The organism is Citrobacter sp. Cpo032 (assembly GCF_030332975.1).
In the GTDB taxonomy this organism is placed as follows: Bacteria; Pseudomonadota; Gammaproteobacteria; order Enterobacterales; family Enterobacteriaceae; genus Citrobacter; species Citrobacter portucalensis.
Window position 1 is genome coordinate 84020 of sequence record NZ_JAOWGU010000044.1, and the last position, 20296, is coordinate 104315.

The window sequence follows — 20296 nt, forward strand, 5'->3', positions numbered from 1 at the left end:
TTAGATTGCGGCTGCCCGCAGACACCCCAGGCTGGGTATTTTGTCAGCACAATGAAACGGACTGCGTGAGTGATGTCACAGGAATGAAAGCGCTTACATCCATTTTGTTAATGAATGTGATCCAGATCGTTATCTGGATGTTCGCGGTAATGATGTCCCCGCAGCACGCAGGGTTAATTGACGCCACAGCCATTCCACCGGGCCCTGCCAGTAGAAACGCAGCCATATGACAGAGAAAAGTAAGTTAATCGCCCAGACAGGGATGACGAAAAACAGCAGCTCCAGCCGGTCAAATTTCATAAATAAACCGGCCTGATAAAACAACGTGGTGCAGATTAAGGTTTGTAACAGATAGTTGGTTAATGCCATGCGCCCCACACAGGCGATAGCTATGACCCATTTGAAGCGACTAAGCTGTGGCCAGAAACCAAACATCAGCGCAGCATAACCAATGGTTTGCAAAGGTGCCCCCAGCTCTCGCGGGGCTTGTAACAGGAAGGCACACCAGCGGTAGGCCCAGTCCAGATGCCACTGAGCGATGATAGCAGGCAGGTTAATCGCCATGCCGATAATAACCAGCAGAACGCCAGTGCGTCGATAATGCTGCAAACTGTACTGCCCTTTTAGCCAGCCGCTACGCATTAATGCCGCGCCGAGCAGCATCATCCCCGCCAGTTGCCAGCCATATTGCGCGCCTAACGCCAGCAAGCTATTGGACATCATATCCACGCGATTGCTGATTGCTTCCATTCCGCCGTTCACTTTCCAGTATTTTTCATACAGCAGCGCTGAAGCATCCGGCGTCCAGGCCCGGCTGGTTTCGCTCCCGGAGATCATACCCAACAGCAGCAATACACCAACGCCCGCCAAATAAAGCACCACGCCGGTGTTAAACAAGCTTTTCACCGACGGCGCATCCCGGATCAGCCGCCAGCAAATCAGGCCGATCAAGCCATATGCCAGCAGGATATCGCCATCCCAGAAGAGTAAACCGTGAATAAATCCCAACAGCACCAGCAACGTAAGCCGCGACTGTATCCAGCGTTTACCACGCGGGAGCAGCATTTGCAGACCAGCACCAAACAGCAGAGCAAACAGCGTGAGGAATTTTACCTGCGCGAAGAGATCGAGCAGCGCCCAGGTCCAGGCGTCAGATAAGGTAATGTCGCCATACCAGGCGGGGTTGAGATATGCCGCCTTCGGCAAGCCAAAGGCGCTAATATTGAGAAGCAGGATACCAAGAATGGCAACGCCACGAATAAAATCCAGCGTGACATTACGCTCCATGGTTCCTGTCCTAATCAGTTGTGATGACGTACTGCGCGCAGAAATTCCTGACGCGTGTTCTGGCTGGACTTAAACAATCCGCCAAGAGAAGTGGTGGTGGTCGCACTGGTCGCATCGCGAATGCCGCGCGCTTTCACACAGTAATGCACCGCATCAATCGATACCGCCACATTATTCGTCCCGAGCAGCGTTTGCAGCGCGGTGAGAATTTGCTGGGTCAGACGTTCCTGTACCTGCGGACGCTGCGCAAAGAACTGCACAATGCGGTTAATCTTCGACAGACCAATGACCGAATCTTTCGGAATATACGCCACCGTCGCTTTGCCATCGATAGTGACAAAGTGGTGTTCGCAGGTGCTGGTCAGCGTGATATCGCGAACCGTGACCATCTCGTCCACCTTCATTTTGTTTTCAATGACGGTGATTTTCGGGAAGTTGGCGTAATCGAGGCCGGAGAAAATCTCATCGACATACATTTTCGCAATGCGATGCGGAGTTTCCATCAGACTGTCATCGCTCAAATCGAGATTGAGCAATTGCATAATCTCGGTCATATGGCCAGAGATAAGACGTTTGCGTGTTTCGTTATCCATCTCTTGCACGGGCGGGCGCAGCGGGGTTTCGAGACCACGCGCAACCAGCGCTTCATGAACCAGTGCCGCTTCTTTACTGAGTGATGACATTTCTTCTTCTCCTGCAGGTGGGGCGCCTCTGCCCTGCATGGGGCAAAGTTTTTAGGCTGTGTCACAGCCAGAACATTGTGCGTGAGGCGGCGCACATAATCCAGTATTCACCGTGATAATTATTGAAATTGGCACAGCCTTTCAGCGTTGCTGATTTCACTTGTTGTTCAGCCCGGTGACGTCGAGTGTTAATGTAAAGTTATATAGATGATGAAGTATGTTTGCTCAATGCGGAAGTGAAAGTTACTCACAGTGCTATGAATAATCTGTATTATGATGAGTTCGCAAACACATTCAGGTTCAACACAACAAGGAGCCACGCATGGAAATGCTTGAAGAGCACCGCTGTTTTGAAGGCTGGCAGCAACGCTGGCGTCACGACTCCGCCACGTTAAATTGCGCCATGACCTTCAGTATTTTTCTTCCACCACCCCGTGATAACGCCGCACCTCCGGTGCTGTACTGGCTGTCGGGCCTGACCTGTAATGATGAAAACTTCACTACCAAAGCAGGCGCGCAGCGCATTGCAGCTGAGCTGGGTATTGTTCTCGTGATGCCGGACACCAGCCCGCGCGGCGAGCAGGTTGCCAACGATGATGGCTACGATTTAGGTCAAGGGGCCGGATTTTACCTCAATGCCACCCAGCAGCCGTGGGCAACGCATTTTCGTATGTATGACTATTTGCGTGATGAGCTTCCGGCACTGATTCAGTCGCAGTTTAACGTCAGCGATCGCTGCGCCATCAGCGGACACTCCATGGGCGGCCACGGCGCATTGATTATGGCGCTGAAAAATCCCGGGAGATACACCAGCGTTTCCGCCTTTGCGCCGATCGTAAACCCTTGTCGCGTTCCGTGGGGTGAGAAGGCTTTTAGCGCTTATCTGGGCGAAGATAAAACACAGTGGGCAGAGTGGGATAGCTGCGCGTTAATGCTGGCCAGCAAGCCCGCAGACGCGATTCCGACGTTAATCGATCAGGGAGACAGCGATCAGTTTCTTGCCGATCAGTTGCAGCCCGCGGTACTGGCCGAAACTGCCCGTCAGACCGCATGGCCAATGACGCTACGCATCCAGCCTGGTTACGACCACAGCTATTACTTTATTGCGTCGTTTATTGAGGATCACCTGCGCTTCCACGCCCAGTATTTGCTGAAGTAGTTCCTGAGTTGAGGGCGGAAGCCCTCTTCATTTCTCCATCATTCCTTCACTTTTTCTCCTTTTTTCTTCCCCCACTATCTTATTGATTAAAAAAGCATTTCACTCCAAAACATATCAAACACAAATGATTTCTATTATCATTTGTGTTTACAAATATTCATACTTTTGTACAATCCCCCCGCTTCTTTACTGAAAAGAGTCCTTAAAAGACAAATACATACAATTGTCATGGCCTTTCACATGACGCGCAGTTTGATTCATTTAAATGGAATGATACAAATGACTATACCTCACGTTAAGGCTGTAGCTGCCGCAGTATGCGTCGCCTGCCTCCCATCACTCGGCCATGCCGCTGAACAAGACACCGTGGTCGTTACCGCTACCGGTTTCGAGCAGAAAATTCAGGATGCCCCGGCTTCAATATCTGTTATTACCAAGCAGCAGATTGAGGACAAAGCCTATCGAGATGTCACCGATGCGCTAAAAGATGTCCCTGGCGTCGTCGTCACTGGCGGGGGAAGCAGCAGCGATATCAGTATTCGCGGTATGGCTTCGCAATACACTCTCTTCCTGGTCAACGGTAAACGCATCAGCACCCGCGGCACACGTCCTAACAGCGACAACTCAGGTATTGAGCAAGGTTGGCTGCCGCCGCTGGAATCCATCGAGCGTATCGAGGTAATCCGAGGCCCGATGTCGTCCCTTTACGGCTCCGATGCGATGGGCGGTGTCATTAACGTCATCACCAAAAAAGTGTCGAATACTAAAGCCTGGACCGGCTCTTTGCACGGCGATGCCACTTTCCAGGAAGACAGAGACTCCGGTGATATTTACCAGACCAACGCCTATGCGTCTGGACCACTGATTGACGGATTACTTGGCGCGAAGGTGACCGGATTATTCTCCCACCGCGCGGAAGATGAAATCGTAAATGGCTACAATGAACAGCGTATGCGTAGCGGGGGATTAACCCTGAACTTTACGCCAGATGATAAAAACGACATCGATTTCGATTACGCACGTGAATTGCAGGATCGCGACAGTACGCCAGGCAAATCCATGGCAGAGGAAAACTGCCGTAACGGAAGCTGTAAGCCCAACAGTAAAAGCGAAAACAAGTATGTGCACACCACGTACTCAATAACCCACAGCGGTTATTACGACGACTTCAACTCCACCAGTTATGTCCAGCAGGAAGAGACCGACAACCCTGGTCGCCAGATGAAGTCTTACAACACGATTTTCAATAACCAGAACCAGCTCTTCCTTGGGGCACACACCCTGACGCTAGGCGGGCAATACCGTTATGAAAAACTGCGCGATAACGGTAACCAGCTGCAAGCGGCTGATGGGCTTAACAAACTAACTCGCTGGAGCTGGGCGCTGTTTGCTGAAGATGAATGGGCCGTAACCGATACCTTCACGCTGACCGGCGGTCTGCGTATGGATAAGGATGAAAACTACGGTGACAACTGGACGCCACGCGGCTATGGCGTATGGCATCTGAGCGATCAGTGGACCTTAAAAGGTGGCGTTTCCGCGGGCTATCGCGCACCGGATCTGCGCCAGTCCTCTGCCAGCTGGGGACAGGTTACCGGCGGCGGCCGTCTGAACGGAATCATTGTCGGCAACCCGGATCTGAAGCCGGAGAAAAGCCTCAGCGAAGAGATCGGTTTACTGTGGGATAACGGCAACGACCTTAACGCAGGCGTTACGTTGTTCAATACCGACTTTAAAAACAAAATCACCGAAGTTCGCCGTTGTAACAGCAGTTCCGATCCGGCCTGCACCATCGGCAATACGACTTATGACTTCGTCAGCGATCGCGTTAACGTCGATAAAGCCAATATGCGCGGCGTAGAATCCACCTTCGGCTGGAAAATAACCTCCGACGTCAACTGGACCGCGAACTACACCTACACGGAATCTGAGCAGAAAAGCGGTCAGTTCTCTGGCCAGCCGTTGAACAAAATGCCGAAGCATATGTTTAACACGACGCTGGACTGGCAGGCTACGCAGGATCTCGGTTTCTGGAGCCGTCTGAATCTGCGCGGGAAAACGTCTGAATACCTGAGCCGTACCTCAATGGCACAGGGCACCCCGTCCTATACTCAGGTCGACGTTGGTTTACGTTACTATGCTACCAAGGATCTGTTGATGACCGCTGGCGTGTATAACGTGCTGGATAAACAAATCGATTACGATACCTACGACACCGTTCTTGATGGACGTCGTTACACGGTTGGCATGACTTACAGCTTCTAAGTCTGACGCAATAAAAAACCCCGGTACTCATCATGCCGGGGTTTTTGTTATGCTTTTTTATACTGTTACTTCTTCACGCGACCCGGGAATTTCATTTCGCTGTAGCGAACAAAACGGGTTCCTTTGGTCAGCTTATAGCCAAACCAGATAATCAGGAACAGCGGGATACCGATATAGGTAGCCATCACGCCGCCCCAGTCAATGCTGTCTTTCAGGAACGCTTCATAGTTCTGACCCAGGGTGATAATCAGGCACAGCACAAAGGCGAAGATCGGACCCAGCGGGAAGAAGCCAGAACGGTACGGCAGGTCCTTCACATCGTGACCCTGCAGCACATAACCGCGACGGAAGCGATAGTGGCTAATAGCAATCCCCAGCCAGGCGATAAAGCCCGTCATCCCGGAAGTATTCAGCAGCCACAGATACACGGTCTGGTTGCCAAACATTGAAGTCAGGAAGCACAGCCCCGCCACCACGGTGGTCGCATACAGCGCGTTACGCGGTACGCCGCCACGAGACAGTTTACCGAAAATACGCGGTGCTTTACCGTCACATGCTAGGGTATAAAGCATACGCGTGGAGGCGTACATCCCGGAGTTACCTGCCGACAGCACCGCCGTCAGGATAACTGCGTTCATCACCGCTGCCGCAGACAGCAGACCCGCATGCTGGAATACCAGCGTGAACGGGCTAACGCTGATGTCTTTTACATCGTTACGCAGCAGGCTTGGATCGGTGTACGGAATGATCAGGCTGATAATCAAAATCGCGAACACATAGAACAGCAGGATTCGCCAGAATACCTGACGTACCGCACGTGGAATGTTCTTTTCAGGATCTTCAGATTCGCCAGCTGCGATACCGATAAGCTCTGTCCCCTGGAAGGAGAAGCCGACTATCATCGCCACGCCAATCATCGCAGCAAAACCACCGGCAAACGGTGCATCACCGGTCGTCCAGTTGCTCCAGCCCACCGGCTGAGCGCCTTTGAAGATACCGAAAATCATCATCACACCGACCACGATGAAGATAATGACGGTGGTAACTTTGATCAGCGAGAACCAATATTCCGCTTCACCAAATCCGCGAACGGAAATGTAGTTCAGCAGGAAGATAACGCCGAGGAACAGCGCACTCCAGATCCAGCCCGGCGTGCCCGGGAACCACCAGCTCATCACCAGCTGTGCGGCCACCAGGTCAACGGCAATCGTTACCGCCCAGTTGTACCAGTAGTTCCAGCCCAGCGCGAAGCCAAAGCCCTCTTCTACGTAGTTCTGACCGTAGGTGGAAAACGAGCCGGAAACCGGCATATAGGCAGCCAGTTCACCGAGGCTGGTCATCAGGAAGTACACCATCAGACCGATCAGAATATAAGAGAACAACGCGCCGCCTGGACCCGCTGCAGAAATAGTTGCACCAGATGCAACGAAAAGACCTGTACCGATGGAGCCTCCAATGGCAATCATCGTCAGGTGACGCGCCTTCAGTTCACGACGTAGCGTGGGCGCTTCTGTGGTTTTAGTTTCGGAAACCATGTGAAAATGCTATCCATCCAAAAAATGAGGCGCGATTGTAGCAGACGAAATGGCATTCTTCCGGCACAAATACGCTGTTATAAGAGACCTTCATGACTGGCCGCGGATTATAAGTAAAGCAGAAAATATGCGGCGCACAGCGGTTAAGATATAACCGCCGTTCTACAGAGATGACCTTACGACAGTAAGCGCCCTATTCGCCCAGCTCGACCTGATCGCTGTAATGTAAAAAACGCGTAATGGCATTGGAGATGTGTTTTTGCCTGTGATGCACGCGCCAGAGAGTACGGACTAAACGCGGCAGCGGCACGGGAACTTCGCTCAGCGTTCCCGCCTGCAGCTGCTCCGCAATGACCCGACGCGACAAGCAGCTGATCCCGAGACCATGGCGTACCGCATGCTTAATGGCCTCTGAGTTACCCAACTCCATTGCCATCTGAAATCTCGGCAGATGAGACAACAGCAGGTAATCCACCAGTTCACGCGTACCGGATCCTCGCTCACGCAGGATCCACGGCGAAGCCGCCAGCTGTTCCAGCGTAACAGGCCCCTTTGTGAGCGGTGACGACGGTGCGGCAAACACCACCAGCTCGTCTTCCAGCCACGGTTCAGAGATAATTTCAGTACTGTGACACGGCCCTTCGATCAGCCCAATGTCTACCCGAAAATCAAGCACAGCATTGATCACATCCTGACTGTTACCCACGCTCAGCTCGAGCGGCAAATCAGGAAAATCCTGCCGATAGCGGGCGATCATAGCAGGCAAGATATAGTTACCAATGGTGCTACTGGCATAGACCCGAATGGCACCATTATCTTCGCGAAAAAGCTGCTCGATTTCGGTCGTTTGCTCAAGTAACGCCAACGCTCGTGGGTAGAGCAAACGCCCGTGCTCATTGACCACTAGCCGTTTGCCGACGCGGTCAAACAGTTGCACGCCGAGTTGCCCTTCCAGATCGGTAAGTGCCGCACTCACCGCCGATTGCGACAATGCCAGCATGACAGACGCCTGGGTCGTTGAACCGCTTTTTAGTACCTCAGCAAACACTTCAAGTTGTCGCAAGGTGATATGCATAGTCGTTTTCCACCGGATATCCGTTACTTATACCCTAAATAATTCGAGTTGCAGGAAGGCGGCAAGAGAGAGACAAATTCGTCAGGAACGAATTTGACCAGCCAAAGGCTGGCCTCTGGTGAGGGACATGGATGTCCCTCATTAATCCCCGGGAGCGTACTTAAGTACGTGACTGGGGTGAACGAGCGCAGCCAACGCACATGCAACTTGAAGTATGACGGGTATACCACTTATATAGATTAATTATAAATATATAATCAATTTTATTTTTAAACCACTTCGCCGTACTCTTTTACCCAGATAAAGGAGAAGGATATGACAGAACTCACCTTGCAGACTCATCGTCGTACAGCGTGGCATTTTATTCCGGGGCTTGCCCTGAGTGCAGTTATCACTGGGGTCGCCTTATGGGGTGGATCTATTCCCGCCGTCGCAGGTGCCGGGTTCAGCGCCCTCACCTTAGCAATCTTGTTGGGGATGGTCCTCGGCAACACCGTCTATCCGCACATCTGGAAAAGCTGTGACGGCGGCGTGCTGTTTGCTAAACAACATTTATTACGTTTGGGGATCATCCTCTACGGCTTCCGCCTCACCTTCGCGCAAATTGCTGACGTCGGCGTCAGCGGTATCGTGATTGATGTGTTAACGCTGAGCAGTACCTTTTTGATTGCCTGCTTCCTGGGGCAGAAAGTGTTTGGTCTGGACCGCCACACCAGTTGGCTGATTGGTGCGGGGAGCAGCATTTGTGGGGCCGCCGCCGTGCTGGCAACCGAGCCGGTAGTGAAAGCGGAAGCCAGTAAGGTAACCGTCGCTGTCGCCACCGTGGTGATCTTCGGTACCATCGCTATCTTCCTGTATCCGGCAATGTATCCGCTGCTGGCACACTGGTTTAGCCCAGAAACCTACGGCATTTACATTGGTTCCACCATGCATGAAGTAGCACAGGTAGTGGCTGCCGGGCACGCCATTAACCCGGATGCAGAAAACGCCGCGGTTATTGCCAAAATGCTGCGTGTCATGATGCTGGCACCGTTCCTCATCCTCCTGGCCGCACGCGTTAAACAGTTGTCTCCGGCTACGGGCGGTGAGAAAAGCAAAATCACTATTCCATGGTTTGCCATCCTGTTCATTGTGGTCGCGATTTTTAACTCGTTCCACCTGCTGCCGCAGTCGGTTGTGAACATGCTGGTAACGCTGGATACCATTTTGCTGGCAATGGCAATGGCTGCACTGGGGTTAACCACTCACGTTAGCGCACTGAAAAAAGCCGGTGCCAAACCGTTACTGATGGCCCTGCTGCTGTTTGTCTGGCTGATTGTCGGTGGTGGTGCGATTAACGTCGCTGTCCACGCCCTGATGGCATAAACGATCACGACTCACCTCCATTAACCCGCTATACTCTCCCTTTTTGTATTTGAGTATGGCGGGTTAAATTTATGAAATATATCGGAGCGCACGTAAGCGCCGCTGGCGGTCTGGCTAACGCCGCTATTCGAGCCGCAGAAATCGAAGCGACCGCATTCGCCCTGTTCACCAAGAATCAACGCCAGTGGCGTGCTGCGCCGCTAACCACCGAAATCATTGATGATTTCAAATCCGCCTGCGAGAAGTACCACTATACTTCCGCCCAGATCCTGCCTCACGATAGTTACCTGATTAACCTCGGTCACCCGGTCAGCGAAGCGCTGGAAAAATCGCGTGATGCGTTTCTTGATGAAATGCAACGCTGTGAACTGCTTGGCTTATCCCTGCTGAACTTTCACCCGGGCAGCCATTTGATGCAGATCCCGGAAGATGAATGTCTGGCGCGCATTGCCGAATCCATCAACATCGTCCTCGCTCAGACCCAGGGCGTTACGGCAGTTATCGAAAATACCGCCGGACAAGGTAGTAATCTGGGATTCAAGTTTGAGCACCTGGCCGCCATTATCGACGGCGTCGAAGATAAGTCCCGTGTTGGCGTTTGTATTGATACTTGCCACGCTTTCGCGGCGGGTTACGATTTGCGTTCCGCAGAAGAGTGCGAAAAGACGTTTGCGGAATTTGAACGCATTGTCGGTTTCAAGTATTTACGCGGTATGCACCTGAACGACGCCAAGAGCGCGTTTGGCAGTCGCGTTGACCGTCATCACAGCCTGGGTGAAGGTAATATTGGCCATGATGCCTTCCGTTGGATTATGCAGGATAATCGTTTTGACGGTATTCCGCTGGTACTGGAAACCATTAATCCGGATATATGGGCCGAAGAGATCGCCTGGCTGAAAGCCCAGCAAACAGAAAAAGCAGTGGCATAACGATCTCCGCGCGCCAGACAAGCTGGCGCGTATCAAGTGAGCGTAACCAGATCCTCTGGCATATGGTTGTACAAAATCCGCCAGAAATGCTCTGCCGTTTTATTCAAACGGGTATCCATTCGGTAAATATAGGCCTGAATTGGCACCATCAACTCCGGCGTGTCCAGACAAACCAGGCGCTTATCCCGTAGTTCGTTCACGATCGTCCACGCTGGCAGCCAGGCGATACCATGACCATCCAATGCCATATTCTTCAATAGCTCACTCATCGAAGACATAAACAGCGTACGCGCTGAAATACTGCCCACCTCCGCCAGGTGACGGTTAACCAATCTTCCCATGTAGGAAGTGCTGGTATAGTTCAGAATCGGCACCTGCGGCTGATAGATATCAAACAACGCCTTACCCTGTGCATCCGCAGCACAGACGGGATACAGCTCAGACTCAAAAACCTTCAAGCCGCAGAAAGGCGACTGCATTAAGTCTTCATCGCGAAAGGAGATAATAAAATCACTTTTCCCCTCGCGCAGCGTATTCACCGCCTGGACTACATCAATCGCTTCGACGTGGTAAACAAATTCTTCGCCCCATGCCGACATTGAATGTACTAATCTGGGCAACATCGTCAGCGACAGAGAATGTGCCGCCGCTATTTTGATATTGGGAACGCCAAGCAGGTTGTGACCACTTAGCTCATCTAAATTGCATTCCAGCTGTTGTAGCAGGCTACGGGTCTGCGAATGAAATAACTTACCCTCCTCCGTCAGCTGCAGTGGACTTGTCGTACGGTCAAACAGCAGCACCCCAACAGCGGATTCTAGCGCCTTGATCCGCCGACTAAATGCCGGTTGGGATAGGTTGCGCTCCTCTGCGGCCTGAGAAAAATGACGACACGCTTCCAGCGTCAGAAAATCATATAACCATTTTGTCTCGATATTTTTCATGCCTGTCACGCGGATGTTTAAATATGTCGATTAGTCTTAAGCATCATGCCTGAATATTCCCGGAGATGATATTCAACATCAGCATCTGGTGATTCGTTTTTTGCATAATACCTTCGTTTTTGACATTAACATGTTTCTTTACCCATCGACCACGACCGCTCATCCACCGCTGAATGACGGGCCTCTGGCTGATTACCGGCCTGCCGAGGTGGTAAAAGACATCACGCTCATGCGTTTTTTGCATTGAACCAAACATTATTGCATTTCTCCTCACGACACTCTGCTGTTAAACATAAGCACCAGATAGACACCAGCTCTGAATATTAAATATCGGTAAATTAGAGGTATATATCGTGAAAGGTTTAATTGGCGTACTTGGTGGTATGGGGCCTGCTGCAACCGTCGATCTTTTTAATAAATTCGTCACCTTTACCGCAGCGCAACGCGATCAGGAACATATCCCATTAATTATTTCATCCATCCCTGATATTCCAGACCGAACTGATGCGTTAATGCATCATGGTCATTCTCCACTTCCGGCAATGCGTGATTATATGCACAAACTGGAAGATGCTGGTGCGGAGTGTATTGTGATCCCCTGTAATACCGCCCACTTTTGGTTTAATGAATTAAAAGAGTGCTGTCATACAGAGTTACTCAGTATCGTTGAAACAACCATGAATGAGGTCAAAAACTGCGGAAAATCACGTATCGGTTTACTTGCTACTAACGCCACCCTTTACATGGGACTCTACCAAAAAGGCATAGAATCTCTTGGTTTAACCTGCATCAGTCCTGATTCATCCGGTCAGGAAAAGGTCATGGAAAGTATTTATTGCTTAAAAGCCGGCGACCTTAAGCGGGCACAAACGCTGATGAATGAACAGGCTGAAGTGCTCTTCTCACGCGGCGCACAAATCATTGTACTGGGATGTACTGAAGTCCCCGTCATTCTTGCCGACGCAGTCAGAAAGTCTCCAGATAAATATATTGACTCAACCGGATCATTAGTTCGCGCCGGTATTAAATGGTACGAAAAACGAGTTGGCAAACATCATCTTCTGGCGCAATAACAGCCGTCACCAGATTAATAAAGCATTAAACAACAACTTATTTTAATAACAAATTATTCTCTGGCGGAGGCCATTATGGTTTGGTTAGAAATTATCGTCGTGTTGGGTGCAATATTTTTTGGTATCCGCCTCGGCGGAATAGGTATCGGTTTATGCGGTGGTCTGGGGCTGGCTATTTTAACGTTGGGATTTGATCTGCAAATTGGCTCGCCACCCGTTGACGTTATCCTCATTATTATGACAGTTGTCGTGGCAGCATCGGCGCTACAGGCCGCAGGAGGTATGGATTATCTGGTTCGCGTTGCCGGTAATTTCATGCGGCGTAACCCTAAATATATCAATATTATTGCACCGATTATCACCTGGTCGATGACCATTATGGCCGGAACAGGGTTCATTGTATTTTCTACCCTGCCAGTGATTGCCGAAGTCGCCAAAGAGTCCGGTATCCGCCCTTCTCGTACGCTCGCCGGATCCGTAGTCGCTTCCCAGGTGGCGATATCCGGTTCGCCGATCAGTGCCGCAATGGCGGCTATGCTGACCATTATGGAAGGCAACGGTATCACTTTTATTCAGGTCATGGCTGTATGTCTGCCAGCTTCTTTTGTCGCCGCGATGGTTGCCGCTTTTATCGCCTCACGTCAGGGATGCGAGCTACAGGATGATGAAGTCTATCTGGAACGCCTGCAAAAAGGATTAGTGCGTAAATATGAAGGGCAAAACAGCACTACGCCAGGTGCCAAACTCTCAGTCGCCCTGTTTATGCTGGCAACGGTCGTCATCGTTATTCTTGCCGCCTGCCCGCAGCTACGCCCTGGATTCGATGCAGGCAACCCAATGAATACCCGGGATATCATCATTATCTGTATGCTGGCTGCCGCTTGCCTGATGGTGGTGTTATGCAAAACATCAACCGATGCTATTGTCCTGACATCCACGTTTCGATCGGGGATGAGTTCACTGGCGGTCATTCTCGGGATTGTTACACTGGGAACGACCTTTATTGATGCCCACTTAGCGGAGATTAAAGATATCGCAGGCGATATTCTACGGGCTTACCCCATGCTGTTGGCACTGGTGTTGTTTGGTACCTGCGCGCTTCTTTACTCGCAAGGCGCCACCACGCCGCTGATCATCCCTCTGGCCGTTGCGCTCGGCGTGCCTACATGGGCAATTCTGGCCTCCTATGTGGCGGTAACCGGGGTGTTTGTTCTACCAACATACCCGACTTCGCTGGCGGCAATGGAGTTCGACACCACAGGGACAACGCGCGTGGGCAAGTATGTCTTAAACCATCCGTTTATGCTGCCAGGTCTGGGTGGGATCATTGCTGGCGTTGCCTTTGGTTTTATCATCGCGCCAATGATTGCCTGACCCGTTTTATTAAGGCTGGATGGATTATTGTGGCGATGCTGCAACGGTGTAGGTAAATGCATAAAAAAGGGGCAGAGAATTCTCTGCCCCTGGTATTGACGTTAAATCAGGCCGCCTTTGCCACAACCTCAGCTTCCGGGCGCTTCAGCACCGCGTAGGAGAGACCGGCTACCAACGTACCAGCAATAATTGCCAGCAGGTATCCCAACACCGGCGTGATTGCGCCTGGGATTAACAGGACAAACAGCCCGCCGTGTGGCGCCATCAGCTTCGCACCCACCGCCATCGAGATAGCCCCGGTAATCGCACCACCAACGATACAGCAAGGCAGAACGCGCATTGGGTCACGGGCAGCGAACGGGATTGCCCCTTCGGTGATAAAGCACAGGCCCAGTACCAGGGCAGCTTTGCCGCCTTCCTGCTGCGCTTTGTCGAACTTACGACGCGCAACCAGCGTTGCCAGACCCAGGGCCAGCGGAGGTACCATACCCGCAGCCATGATGGCCGCCATCGGCGCATAAGTTTGCGTACTCAGCAGACCCACACCGAAAGCATACGCCGCCTTGTTAACCGGACCACCCATGTCGGTACACATCATGCCGCCAAGAATCGCGCCAAGCAGCACCGCATTGGCCGTACCCATGGTTTGCAGCCAGTGAGTCAAACCTTCCAGAATACCCGCCACCGGTTTGCCGATCAGGTAAATCATGGCCAGACCAACCACCAGGCTTGAGAACAGCGGAATGATCAGGATCGGTTTCAGCGCTTCCATACTCTGCGGGAGTTTCAGCTTCGTGCTGATAAGCTTCGCCACATAACCGGCAAGGAAACCAGCAATAATCCCGCCAATAAAGCCGGAACCGGTGCTTACCGCCAGCATACCGCCGATAAGACCCGGCGTCAGACCCGGACGGTCAGCGATGGAAAACGCGATATAACCTGCCAGTACCGGCACCATCAGCGCGAAGGCTGAACCACCGCCAATCTGCATCAGCGCCGCCGCCAGCGTCCCCTGCTCTTTAAACGCTTCGATACCAAAAGCGAACGAGAGTGCAATACACAGACCGCCAGCAACCACCATCGGCAGCATGTAAGAGACGCCCGTCAGCAGGTGACGATACGCCCCCGCGCTCTCTTTCTTACTTTCGGTTGCTGAAGTCTGCGCTTTACCGGTTGGCTGGTACGGTGTTGCTTCTTCCAGCGCTTTGTCCAGCTCCTGCTTGGTTTTCTTCAACGCAAGACCGGTAGAGGTGCGGTACATCGGTTTGCCGGCAAACTTCGCCAGATCAACTTCAATGTCAGCGGCCACAATCACCAGATCAGCCTGAGCCACTTCTTCCGGCGTAATGGCATTACCTGCGCCAACAGAACCTCGGGTTTCAACCTTCACCCACCAGCCACGTTTTTTCGCTTCAGTTTCAATCGCTTCAGCGGCCATAAACGTATGAGCAACACCGGTCGGACACGCCGTCACCGCCACCACGCGTTTTGGACCACTGCTGGCCACAGGTGCTGTTGCAACCGGGGCGCTGTAGGGTTTTGCATGGCCTTTAGCTTCGCTGAGGAAGAGTTCAGGATGCGCAACCGCACGACCAATGTCGCCCAGCCAGACTTTTTTGCCGTTCAGCGAACTGTCGGCAGGAAGCGTATCGCCCAGAACAATTGCCAGTTCGGCATCATTCGGATTATCAATAATTTCCAGATGTGCTTTCTGTGCCGCCGCTCCAAGCAGGGTTTTCGCCATGTAAGCGCGAGCCTGGCCGAGATTAGCGTCAATAATCAGCAGCGTTTTCATTATGCCTCTCCTGCTGTCAGTTAAACGGTTTTAAGTCGACACGCGCCATCATTGCGGCCAACTGAGGACGATCGGTAATGCCTACATTACTTTGGCTTACCGCCAGGGCGGCAACAGCCGTCGCCAGACGCAGGGTATGTTCGCTGGACTCACGCATCAGCAGACCGTAAATCAGACCGCCAACCATTGAATCACCCGCGCCGACGGTGCTGACCACCTCAACTGACGGCGGTTTAGCAATCCACTCACCTGAGGCGTTAACCCACAGCGCACCTTCTGCGCCGAGTGAAATCACCACATGAGCGATCCCCTGTTCACGCAGCGCATGCGCCGCTTCAATCACATCTTTCATTTCCGGCAGCTTACGACCGGCCCAGATTTCCAGTTCGCGACGGTTTGGCTTCACCAGCCATGGTGCCGCTTTCAGACCTGCTACCAACGCTTCACGACTACTATCAAAGATAATGCAAGGACACTGACTACGCAGGCGCGTCATCCAGTCGGTGAAGGCTTCCGGGCTCACGCCGGTTGGCAAACTGCCGCTGACGCACACCATGTCGAACTGGCCCAGCCAGCTCAGCGAATCATTCACAAAGCGTTCCCAGTCAGCCGGGGTGACTTCAAAGCCGGAGAAGTTGAAGTCAGATACTTCACCGTCTTTTTCGGTCAGCTTGACGTTAATACGGGTACGGCCCTGCACGACCTGAAAACGGTTGGCAATGCCCAACTCGCTGAACAACTGCTGAAAACCATCCTGGTTGTCTTTACCCAGGAAGCCGCCCACAGTGACATCAATACCTAAATCCTTCAAAACCTTAGCGACGTTGATCCCTTTCCCTGCCGCATGCAGACCGGTGGTTTTAACCAGGTTCACTTCACCGCGTTCAATTTCCGGGCAGAAGCCCACCAGGTCGTAGGCCGGGTTAAGGGTGATAGTAGCAACACGTCTGCTCATTACGCGCCCTCCCCAAGACCTGCCGCGATGGCTTCGCCAATCGCCTTCAGCGCCTGTTCAGCATCTTCGCCCTGTGCAGTAAAGCGCAAGTGATGTCCTTTCTTCACACCTAACGCCACAACTTTCATCAGACTGCGTCCATTCGCCGGCTTGCCGGTTCCATCAAGATTTGTCACGGTAATTTCACTGTTAAATTGTTTAATCGTATTCACCAGCATGGTGCCCGGGCGGGCATGTAAACCATGCTCATTGCGCACAATAAATTCGGCGCTCAGTACATCATCAGTTAAGGCATCATCGCTGGTCAGCAGCGCCAGCACCGTTGCCGCATCAGCTTTCAACAAACGGTCAGCTTTATTATTCAGCAGCAGATCGCCAAGGCGCTTCAGCACAGCAACCGGTTGATCGTCATTCATGGCGACGGTCACCAACAGGGCGGCAACTTCACCTTGTACATCGAACGCTGTTGCTGCACGGCTGACCGCAACGGCGCTACGCACGTTACCTTCAGCACAGTCATTCAGCCAGATCCCCTGACCAAGATTCATCGGCTGCTCATTGATTGCTCTGGCCACAAAGGTGGCGTCAACCGCACCGACTTCTTTCAGCCGTGCCGCGTTGAGTGCCTGCAGCGTCACCAGCGAGTTGGCCACGACATCCAGCGACAGCGTTTCGTTATCAAGCTTCAGCTGCTCACTTTGCTTTTCACCCATCAGCAGCGCACGCAGTTCTTCCGCCGTGGTCGCAGATTTCAGCTGTTCAGCAACGGAGTCATCGCTCAGCACGTGTGTCAGCTGACGCAGTAAACCGAGGTGTTCATCAGAGCTTGCGGCGATGCCGATTGCCACATAAGCAACCTGCCCTTCGCCCCAGGTCACGCCTTGCGGAAACTGAAATACCTGCACACCGGTTTTCAGTACCTGATCGCGCGTGTCCGTCGTACCGTGAGGAATCGCAATACCGTTGCCGAGGAACGTGGACGTCTGTTGTTCGCGCGCCAGCATGCCATTGACGTAGCCTTCCGCGACGTTACCCGCCTGCACTAAGGCAGCGGCAACCTGGCGAATAGCCTCTTCTTTATTCCCGGCCTGTTCGCCCGGGTGAATATCCTGAACAGATAACTGGAACATGATTCTCCTCTCCCGCTGAATTGAAACGATTCAGCCAACATGAGAAAAAAGGCGTCACCCGACTCCATCAGTTAAGGCAAGATGACGCTGAAACGTTTCAAGAAGTCTTGCTCTTTTTTCTTCAGCACACAAGTAAAGTTGACAAATTACTTGCTGAATTTAGAGATAACGCACATTTTCTCTGCGAAGGAGAAAAAAATGCTGACGCAAAAACGCCGTCAGCTTGTCAGATTCAGCAACGTCAGCAAACAGCAGTCTTTGACTGAAATGCTATTTTGATTTTTGATGCCGATTTTGATTTGGCTCCCTGTTTATTTTCTGACAAGCGGCGTAAACTCCGCGTCTCTTCACATCATTGATATCAAAACATGCATAACACCCCCGTAGCCGCCACACCCAAGGCGTTTGATTTAACGTCTTCGGCGTTCCTGCTTGTCGCATTTCTGACGGGTATCGCCGGTGCGTTGCAGACGCCAACGCTCAGCCTTTTTCTGACGGATGAAGTCCACGCCCGTCCCGGCATGGTCGGGTTCTTTTTTACCGGTAGCGCTGTGATCGGTATTCTGGTAAGTCAGTTTCTGGCCGGACGTTCAGATAGAAAAGGCGATCGCAAGAACCTGATTGTGTTTTGCTGCGTGCTGGGGATGCTGGCCTGCGTGCTGTTCGCCTGGAACCGTAATTATTTTATCTTGCTGTTTGTCGGGGTATTCCTCAGCAGCTTTGGATCGACCGCCAACCCGCAAATGTTTGCTCTCGCCCGTGAACACGCCGACCGCACAGGTCGGGAAGCCGTCATGTTCAGCTCAATATTACGTGCGCAGGTTTCGCTAGCCTGGGTAATTGGCCCGCCGCTGGCCTACGCGCTGGCCATGGGATTCAGCTTTACGGTGATGTATCTCAGCGCGGCGGTGGCGTTTGTTGTCTGCGGCGTAATGGTCTGGCTGTTTTTACCCTCAATGAGTAAAAACGTGCCTCTCGCGACAGGCGCAGTTGAGGCCCCGCGCCGCAATCGACGCGACACGTTGCTGCTGTTTGTTATCTGCACATTAATGTGGGGAACCAATAGTCTCTATATCATTAATATGCCGCTGTTTATCATCAACGAACTGCATCTGCCGGAAAAACTGGCGGGCATAATGATGGGCACCGCAGCCGGACTGGAAATCCCAACCATGCTGATTGCTGGCTATTTTGCAAAGCGTCTGGGTAAACGTCTGTTGATGAGAATTGCCGTCGTTGCCGGATTCTTCTTTTATGCCGGTATGCTGCTGGCTCACTCTCCGGCAATATTGCTTGGCTTACAGCTGCTGAACGCGATTTACATCGGTATTCTCGGCGGGATTGGTATGCTCTATTTCCAGGACCTGATGCCGGGACAGGCGGGTTCAGCCACCACCCTCTATACGAATACCATTCGCGTGGGCTGGATTATTGCTGGATCGCTGGCGGGGATTGCCGCTGAAATTTGGAACTATCACGCGGTGTTCTGGTTTGCACTGGTGATGATCGTCGCCACCGTCGCGTGCCTGGCACGCATCAAGGACGTTTAAGGCGCGGTTAGCGCTTCAAGCTCGATGAGATAAACCATGGCCTGGTGCGTCGTCCGCCCGCACATTTCCGCACTAGGCTGTAAACCGCCGCACACCTTTGGTCGTAGCGGCGACGCAAAAATTTTGCAACGCAGGGATTCATCCAACTGAACGCATGGCGTATTAGCGGGCTTGCCATCAGGCATACCGGGGATGGGACTGGAGATTGAAGGCGCAGTGCAGCATGCACCACAATCCGGACGGCATTCCATATAGTACTCTCTTTATCGTAAACCATCGGATTGTGCGGAAAGGGCACAGTACCACCTTTTTTGCACCAGCAAAAGCATGAATTCCGCTTGCCTGAATGCCCCGGCGCGAGTAGTTTTACGCGATATTTTAGACACTCCTCACTACAGGATTTTTTCGATGCCAAGAGCGAACGAAATTAAAAAAGGTATGGTACTGAACTACAACGGCAAACTGCTGATTGTAAAAGATATCGATATTCAATCACCGTCTGCACGTGGTGCTGCCACGCTGTACAAAATGCGTTTTTCTGATGTGCGTACCGGTCTGAAAGTTGAAGAGCGCTTCAAAGGCGACGATATCGTGGATACCGTCACTCTGAGCCGTCGTGGCGTTGATTTTTCCTACGTCGATGGCAACGAATACATCTTTATGGATAAAGAAGACTATACCCCGTATACCTTCACCAAAGACCAGATTGAAGAAGAGCTGCTGTTCATGCCGGAAGGCGGTATGCCGGATATGCAGGTACTGACCTGGGACGGCCAACTGCTGGCGCTTGAACTGCCGCAGACTGTAGACCTGGAAATCGTTGAAACCTCACCGGGTATTAAAGGTGCTTCAGCGAGTGCGCGCAACAAGCCAGCTACCCTGAGCACTGGTCTGGTGATCCAGGTTCCTGAGTATCTGAGTGCGAGTGAAAAAATCCGTATTCATATCGAAGAACGTCGCTATATGGGCCGTGCAGATTAAGCTCCTGTCGTTACAGGTGAACCAAAGATAATGACATGTTGTCTCTGGCAAAATGTTCCGTTCACTTTAGTGATATCACTTCTCTGAAACGATACTGCCTGTGAACGTGTTAAGGGTACTATCGCCGTACCCTTAACAATCCCGGCTCCCGGCGGGAAAATTGTTGCTACGCAATACCCTCCGCTTTTTCCTTCAG

Annotated in this window: 18 protein-coding genes; 8 read left to right on the top strand and 10 right to left on the bottom strand. The window is 52.1% G+C overall.

Going from position 1 to position 20296, the window contains the following annotated elements; translation table 11 throughout:
• Positions 1 to 129: 129 nt before the first annotated feature.
• Together yeiB and folE are read right to left on the bottom strand one after the other, a co-directional pair.
• Positions 130 to 1287, bottom strand: coding sequence for a DUF418 domain-containing protein YeiB (gene yeiB, locus OGY33_RS11600; protein ID WP_191238292.1), 1158 nt, complete (start codon positions 1285 to 1287; stop codon positions 130 to 132).
• A 14-nt stretch (positions 1288 to 1301) separates the two neighbouring features.
• Positions 1302 to 1970 (bottom strand): GTP cyclohydrolase I FolE, encoded by a 669-nt coding sequence (gene folE, locus OGY33_RS11605; RefSeq protein ID WP_003027410.1) that lies wholly within the window; start codon positions 1968 to 1970, stop codon positions 1302 to 1304.
• 322 nt (positions 1971 to 2292) lie between these two features.
• Here folE and fghA point away from each other — a divergent pair, with 322 nt between their 5' ends.
• The gene (fghA, locus tag OGY33_RS11610) at positions 2293 to 3129 is read left to right on the top strand and encodes an S-formylglutathione hydrolase (RefSeq protein WP_008785267.1); all 837 of its coding nucleotides are present in this window, start codon (positions 2293 to 2295) and stop codon (positions 3127 to 3129) included.
• Between the two features lie 279 nt (positions 3130 to 3408).
• Entirely contained in the window at positions 3409 to 5394 is a 1986-nt protein-coding gene (locus tag OGY33_RS11615; RefSeq protein ID WP_191238291.1) for a ligand-gated channel protein, read from the top strand.
• A gap of 65 nt (positions 5395 to 5459) precedes the next feature.
• On the opposite strand, the gene lysP is transcribed toward OGY33_RS11615, so the two are convergent.
• Positions 5460 to 6929 (bottom strand): lysine-specific permease, encoded by a 1470-nt coding sequence (lysP, locus tag OGY33_RS11620; RefSeq protein ID WP_191238290.1) that lies wholly within the window; start codon positions 6927 to 6929, stop codon positions 5460 to 5462.
• Between the two features lie 193 nt (positions 6930 to 7122).
• Positions 7123 to 8004 carry a DNA-binding transcriptional regulator YeiE gene (gene yieE / locus OGY33_RS11625; RefSeq protein ID WP_003834519.1) on the bottom strand — a complete coding sequence of 294 codons (882 nt, stop codon included), beginning with the start codon at positions 8002 to 8004 and terminating at the stop codon, positions 7123 to 7125.
• 315 nt (positions 8005 to 8319) lie between these two features.
• On the opposite strand from yieE, the gene OGY33_RS11630 reads away from it, so the two are divergent.
• Both OGY33_RS11630 and nfo read left to right on the top strand, forming a co-directional pair.
• Positions 8320 to 9369, top strand: a complete 1050-nt coding sequence (locus OGY33_RS11630) for a YeiH family protein (protein WP_008785269.1) — start codon at positions 8320 to 8322, stop codon at positions 9367 to 9369.
• 71 nt (positions 9370 to 9440) lie between these two features.
• Positions 9441 to 10298, top strand: a complete 858-nt coding sequence (gene nfo, locus OGY33_RS11635) for a deoxyribonuclease IV (RefSeq protein WP_191238289.1) — start codon at positions 9441 to 9443, stop codon at positions 10296 to 10298.
• A gap of 32 nt (positions 10299 to 10330) precedes the next feature.
• Here the strand turns inward: nfo and hypT are convergent, their stop codons facing one another.
• Together hypT and OGY33_RS11645 are read right to left on the bottom strand one after the other, a co-directional pair.
• The gene (gene hypT, locus OGY33_RS11640; protein ID WP_020996669.1) at positions 10331 to 11242 is read right to left on the bottom strand and encodes a hypochlorite stress DNA-binding transcriptional regulator HypT; all 912 of its coding nucleotides are present in this window, start codon (positions 11240 to 11242) and stop codon (positions 10331 to 10333) included.
• Between the two features lie 43 nt (positions 11243 to 11285).
• Positions 11286 to 11498 carry a hypothetical protein gene (locus OGY33_RS11645; RefSeq protein WP_048215909.1) on the bottom strand — a complete coding sequence of 71 codons (213 nt, stop codon included), beginning with the start codon at positions 11496 to 11498 and terminating at the stop codon, positions 11286 to 11288.
• A gap of 97 nt (positions 11499 to 11595) precedes the next feature.
• On the opposite strand from OGY33_RS11645, the gene cuyB reads away from it, so the two are divergent.
• Together cuyB and OGY33_RS11655 are read left to right on the top strand one after the other, a co-directional pair.
• Positions 11596 to 12315, top strand: coding sequence for a cysteate racemase (cuyB, locus tag OGY33_RS11650; protein ID WP_020996671.1), 720 nt, complete (start codon positions 11596 to 11598; stop codon positions 12313 to 12315).
• Positions 12316 to 12390: 75 nt separating this feature from the next.
• A complete protein-coding gene (locus OGY33_RS11655) occupies positions 12391 to 13689 on the top strand; it encodes an anaerobic C4-dicarboxylate transporter (protein WP_008785273.1) in 1299 nt (432 codons plus the stop codon).
• Between the two features lie 106 nt (positions 13690 to 13795).
• Here the strand turns inward: OGY33_RS11655 and fruA are convergent, their stop codons facing one another.
• The 3 genes from fruA to fruB are packed head-to-tail and all read right to left on the bottom strand — an operon-like array spanning position 13796 to position 17569.
• A complete protein-coding gene (fruA, locus tag OGY33_RS11660; protein ID WP_048215908.1) occupies positions 13796 to 15484 on the bottom strand; it encodes a PTS fructose transporter subunit IIBC in 1689 nt (562 codons plus the stop codon).
• A gap of 16 nt (positions 15485 to 15500) precedes the next feature.
• A complete protein-coding gene (gene fruK / locus OGY33_RS11665) occupies positions 15501 to 16439 on the bottom strand; it encodes a 1-phosphofructokinase (RefSeq protein ID WP_003834544.1) in 939 nt (312 codons plus the stop codon).
• Complete coding sequence (fruB, locus tag OGY33_RS11670; RefSeq protein WP_103014199.1) at positions 16439 to 17569, bottom strand: fused PTS fructose transporter subunit IIA/HPr protein; 1131 nt, start codon at positions 17567 to 17569, stop codon at positions 16439 to 16441. Before fruB ends, fruK begins: the two co-directional genes overlap by 1 nt.
• A 368-nt stretch (positions 17570 to 17937) precedes the next feature.
• Here fruB and setB point away from each other — a divergent pair, with 368 nt between their 5' ends.
• Positions 17938 to 19119, top strand: coding sequence for a sugar efflux transporter SetB (gene setB / locus OGY33_RS11675; RefSeq protein ID WP_003834548.1), 1182 nt, complete (start codon positions 17938 to 17940; stop codon positions 19117 to 19119).
• Here the strand turns inward: setB and OGY33_RS11680 are convergent.
• Positions 19116 to 19370, bottom strand: a complete 255-nt coding sequence (locus OGY33_RS11680) for a YkgJ family cysteine cluster protein (protein ID WP_008785278.1) — start codon at positions 19368 to 19370, stop codon at positions 19116 to 19118. The two genes, setB and OGY33_RS11680, sit on opposite strands and share 4 nt — an antisense overlap.
• A gap of 157 nt (positions 19371 to 19527) precedes the next feature.
• On the opposite strand from OGY33_RS11680, the gene yeiP reads away from it, so the two are divergent.
• Positions 19528 to 20100, top strand: a complete 573-nt coding sequence (yeiP, locus tag OGY33_RS11685) for an elongation factor P-like protein YeiP (RefSeq protein WP_191238288.1) — start codon at positions 19528 to 19530, stop codon at positions 20098 to 20100.
• Positions 20101 to 20296: the final 196 nt, after the last annotated feature.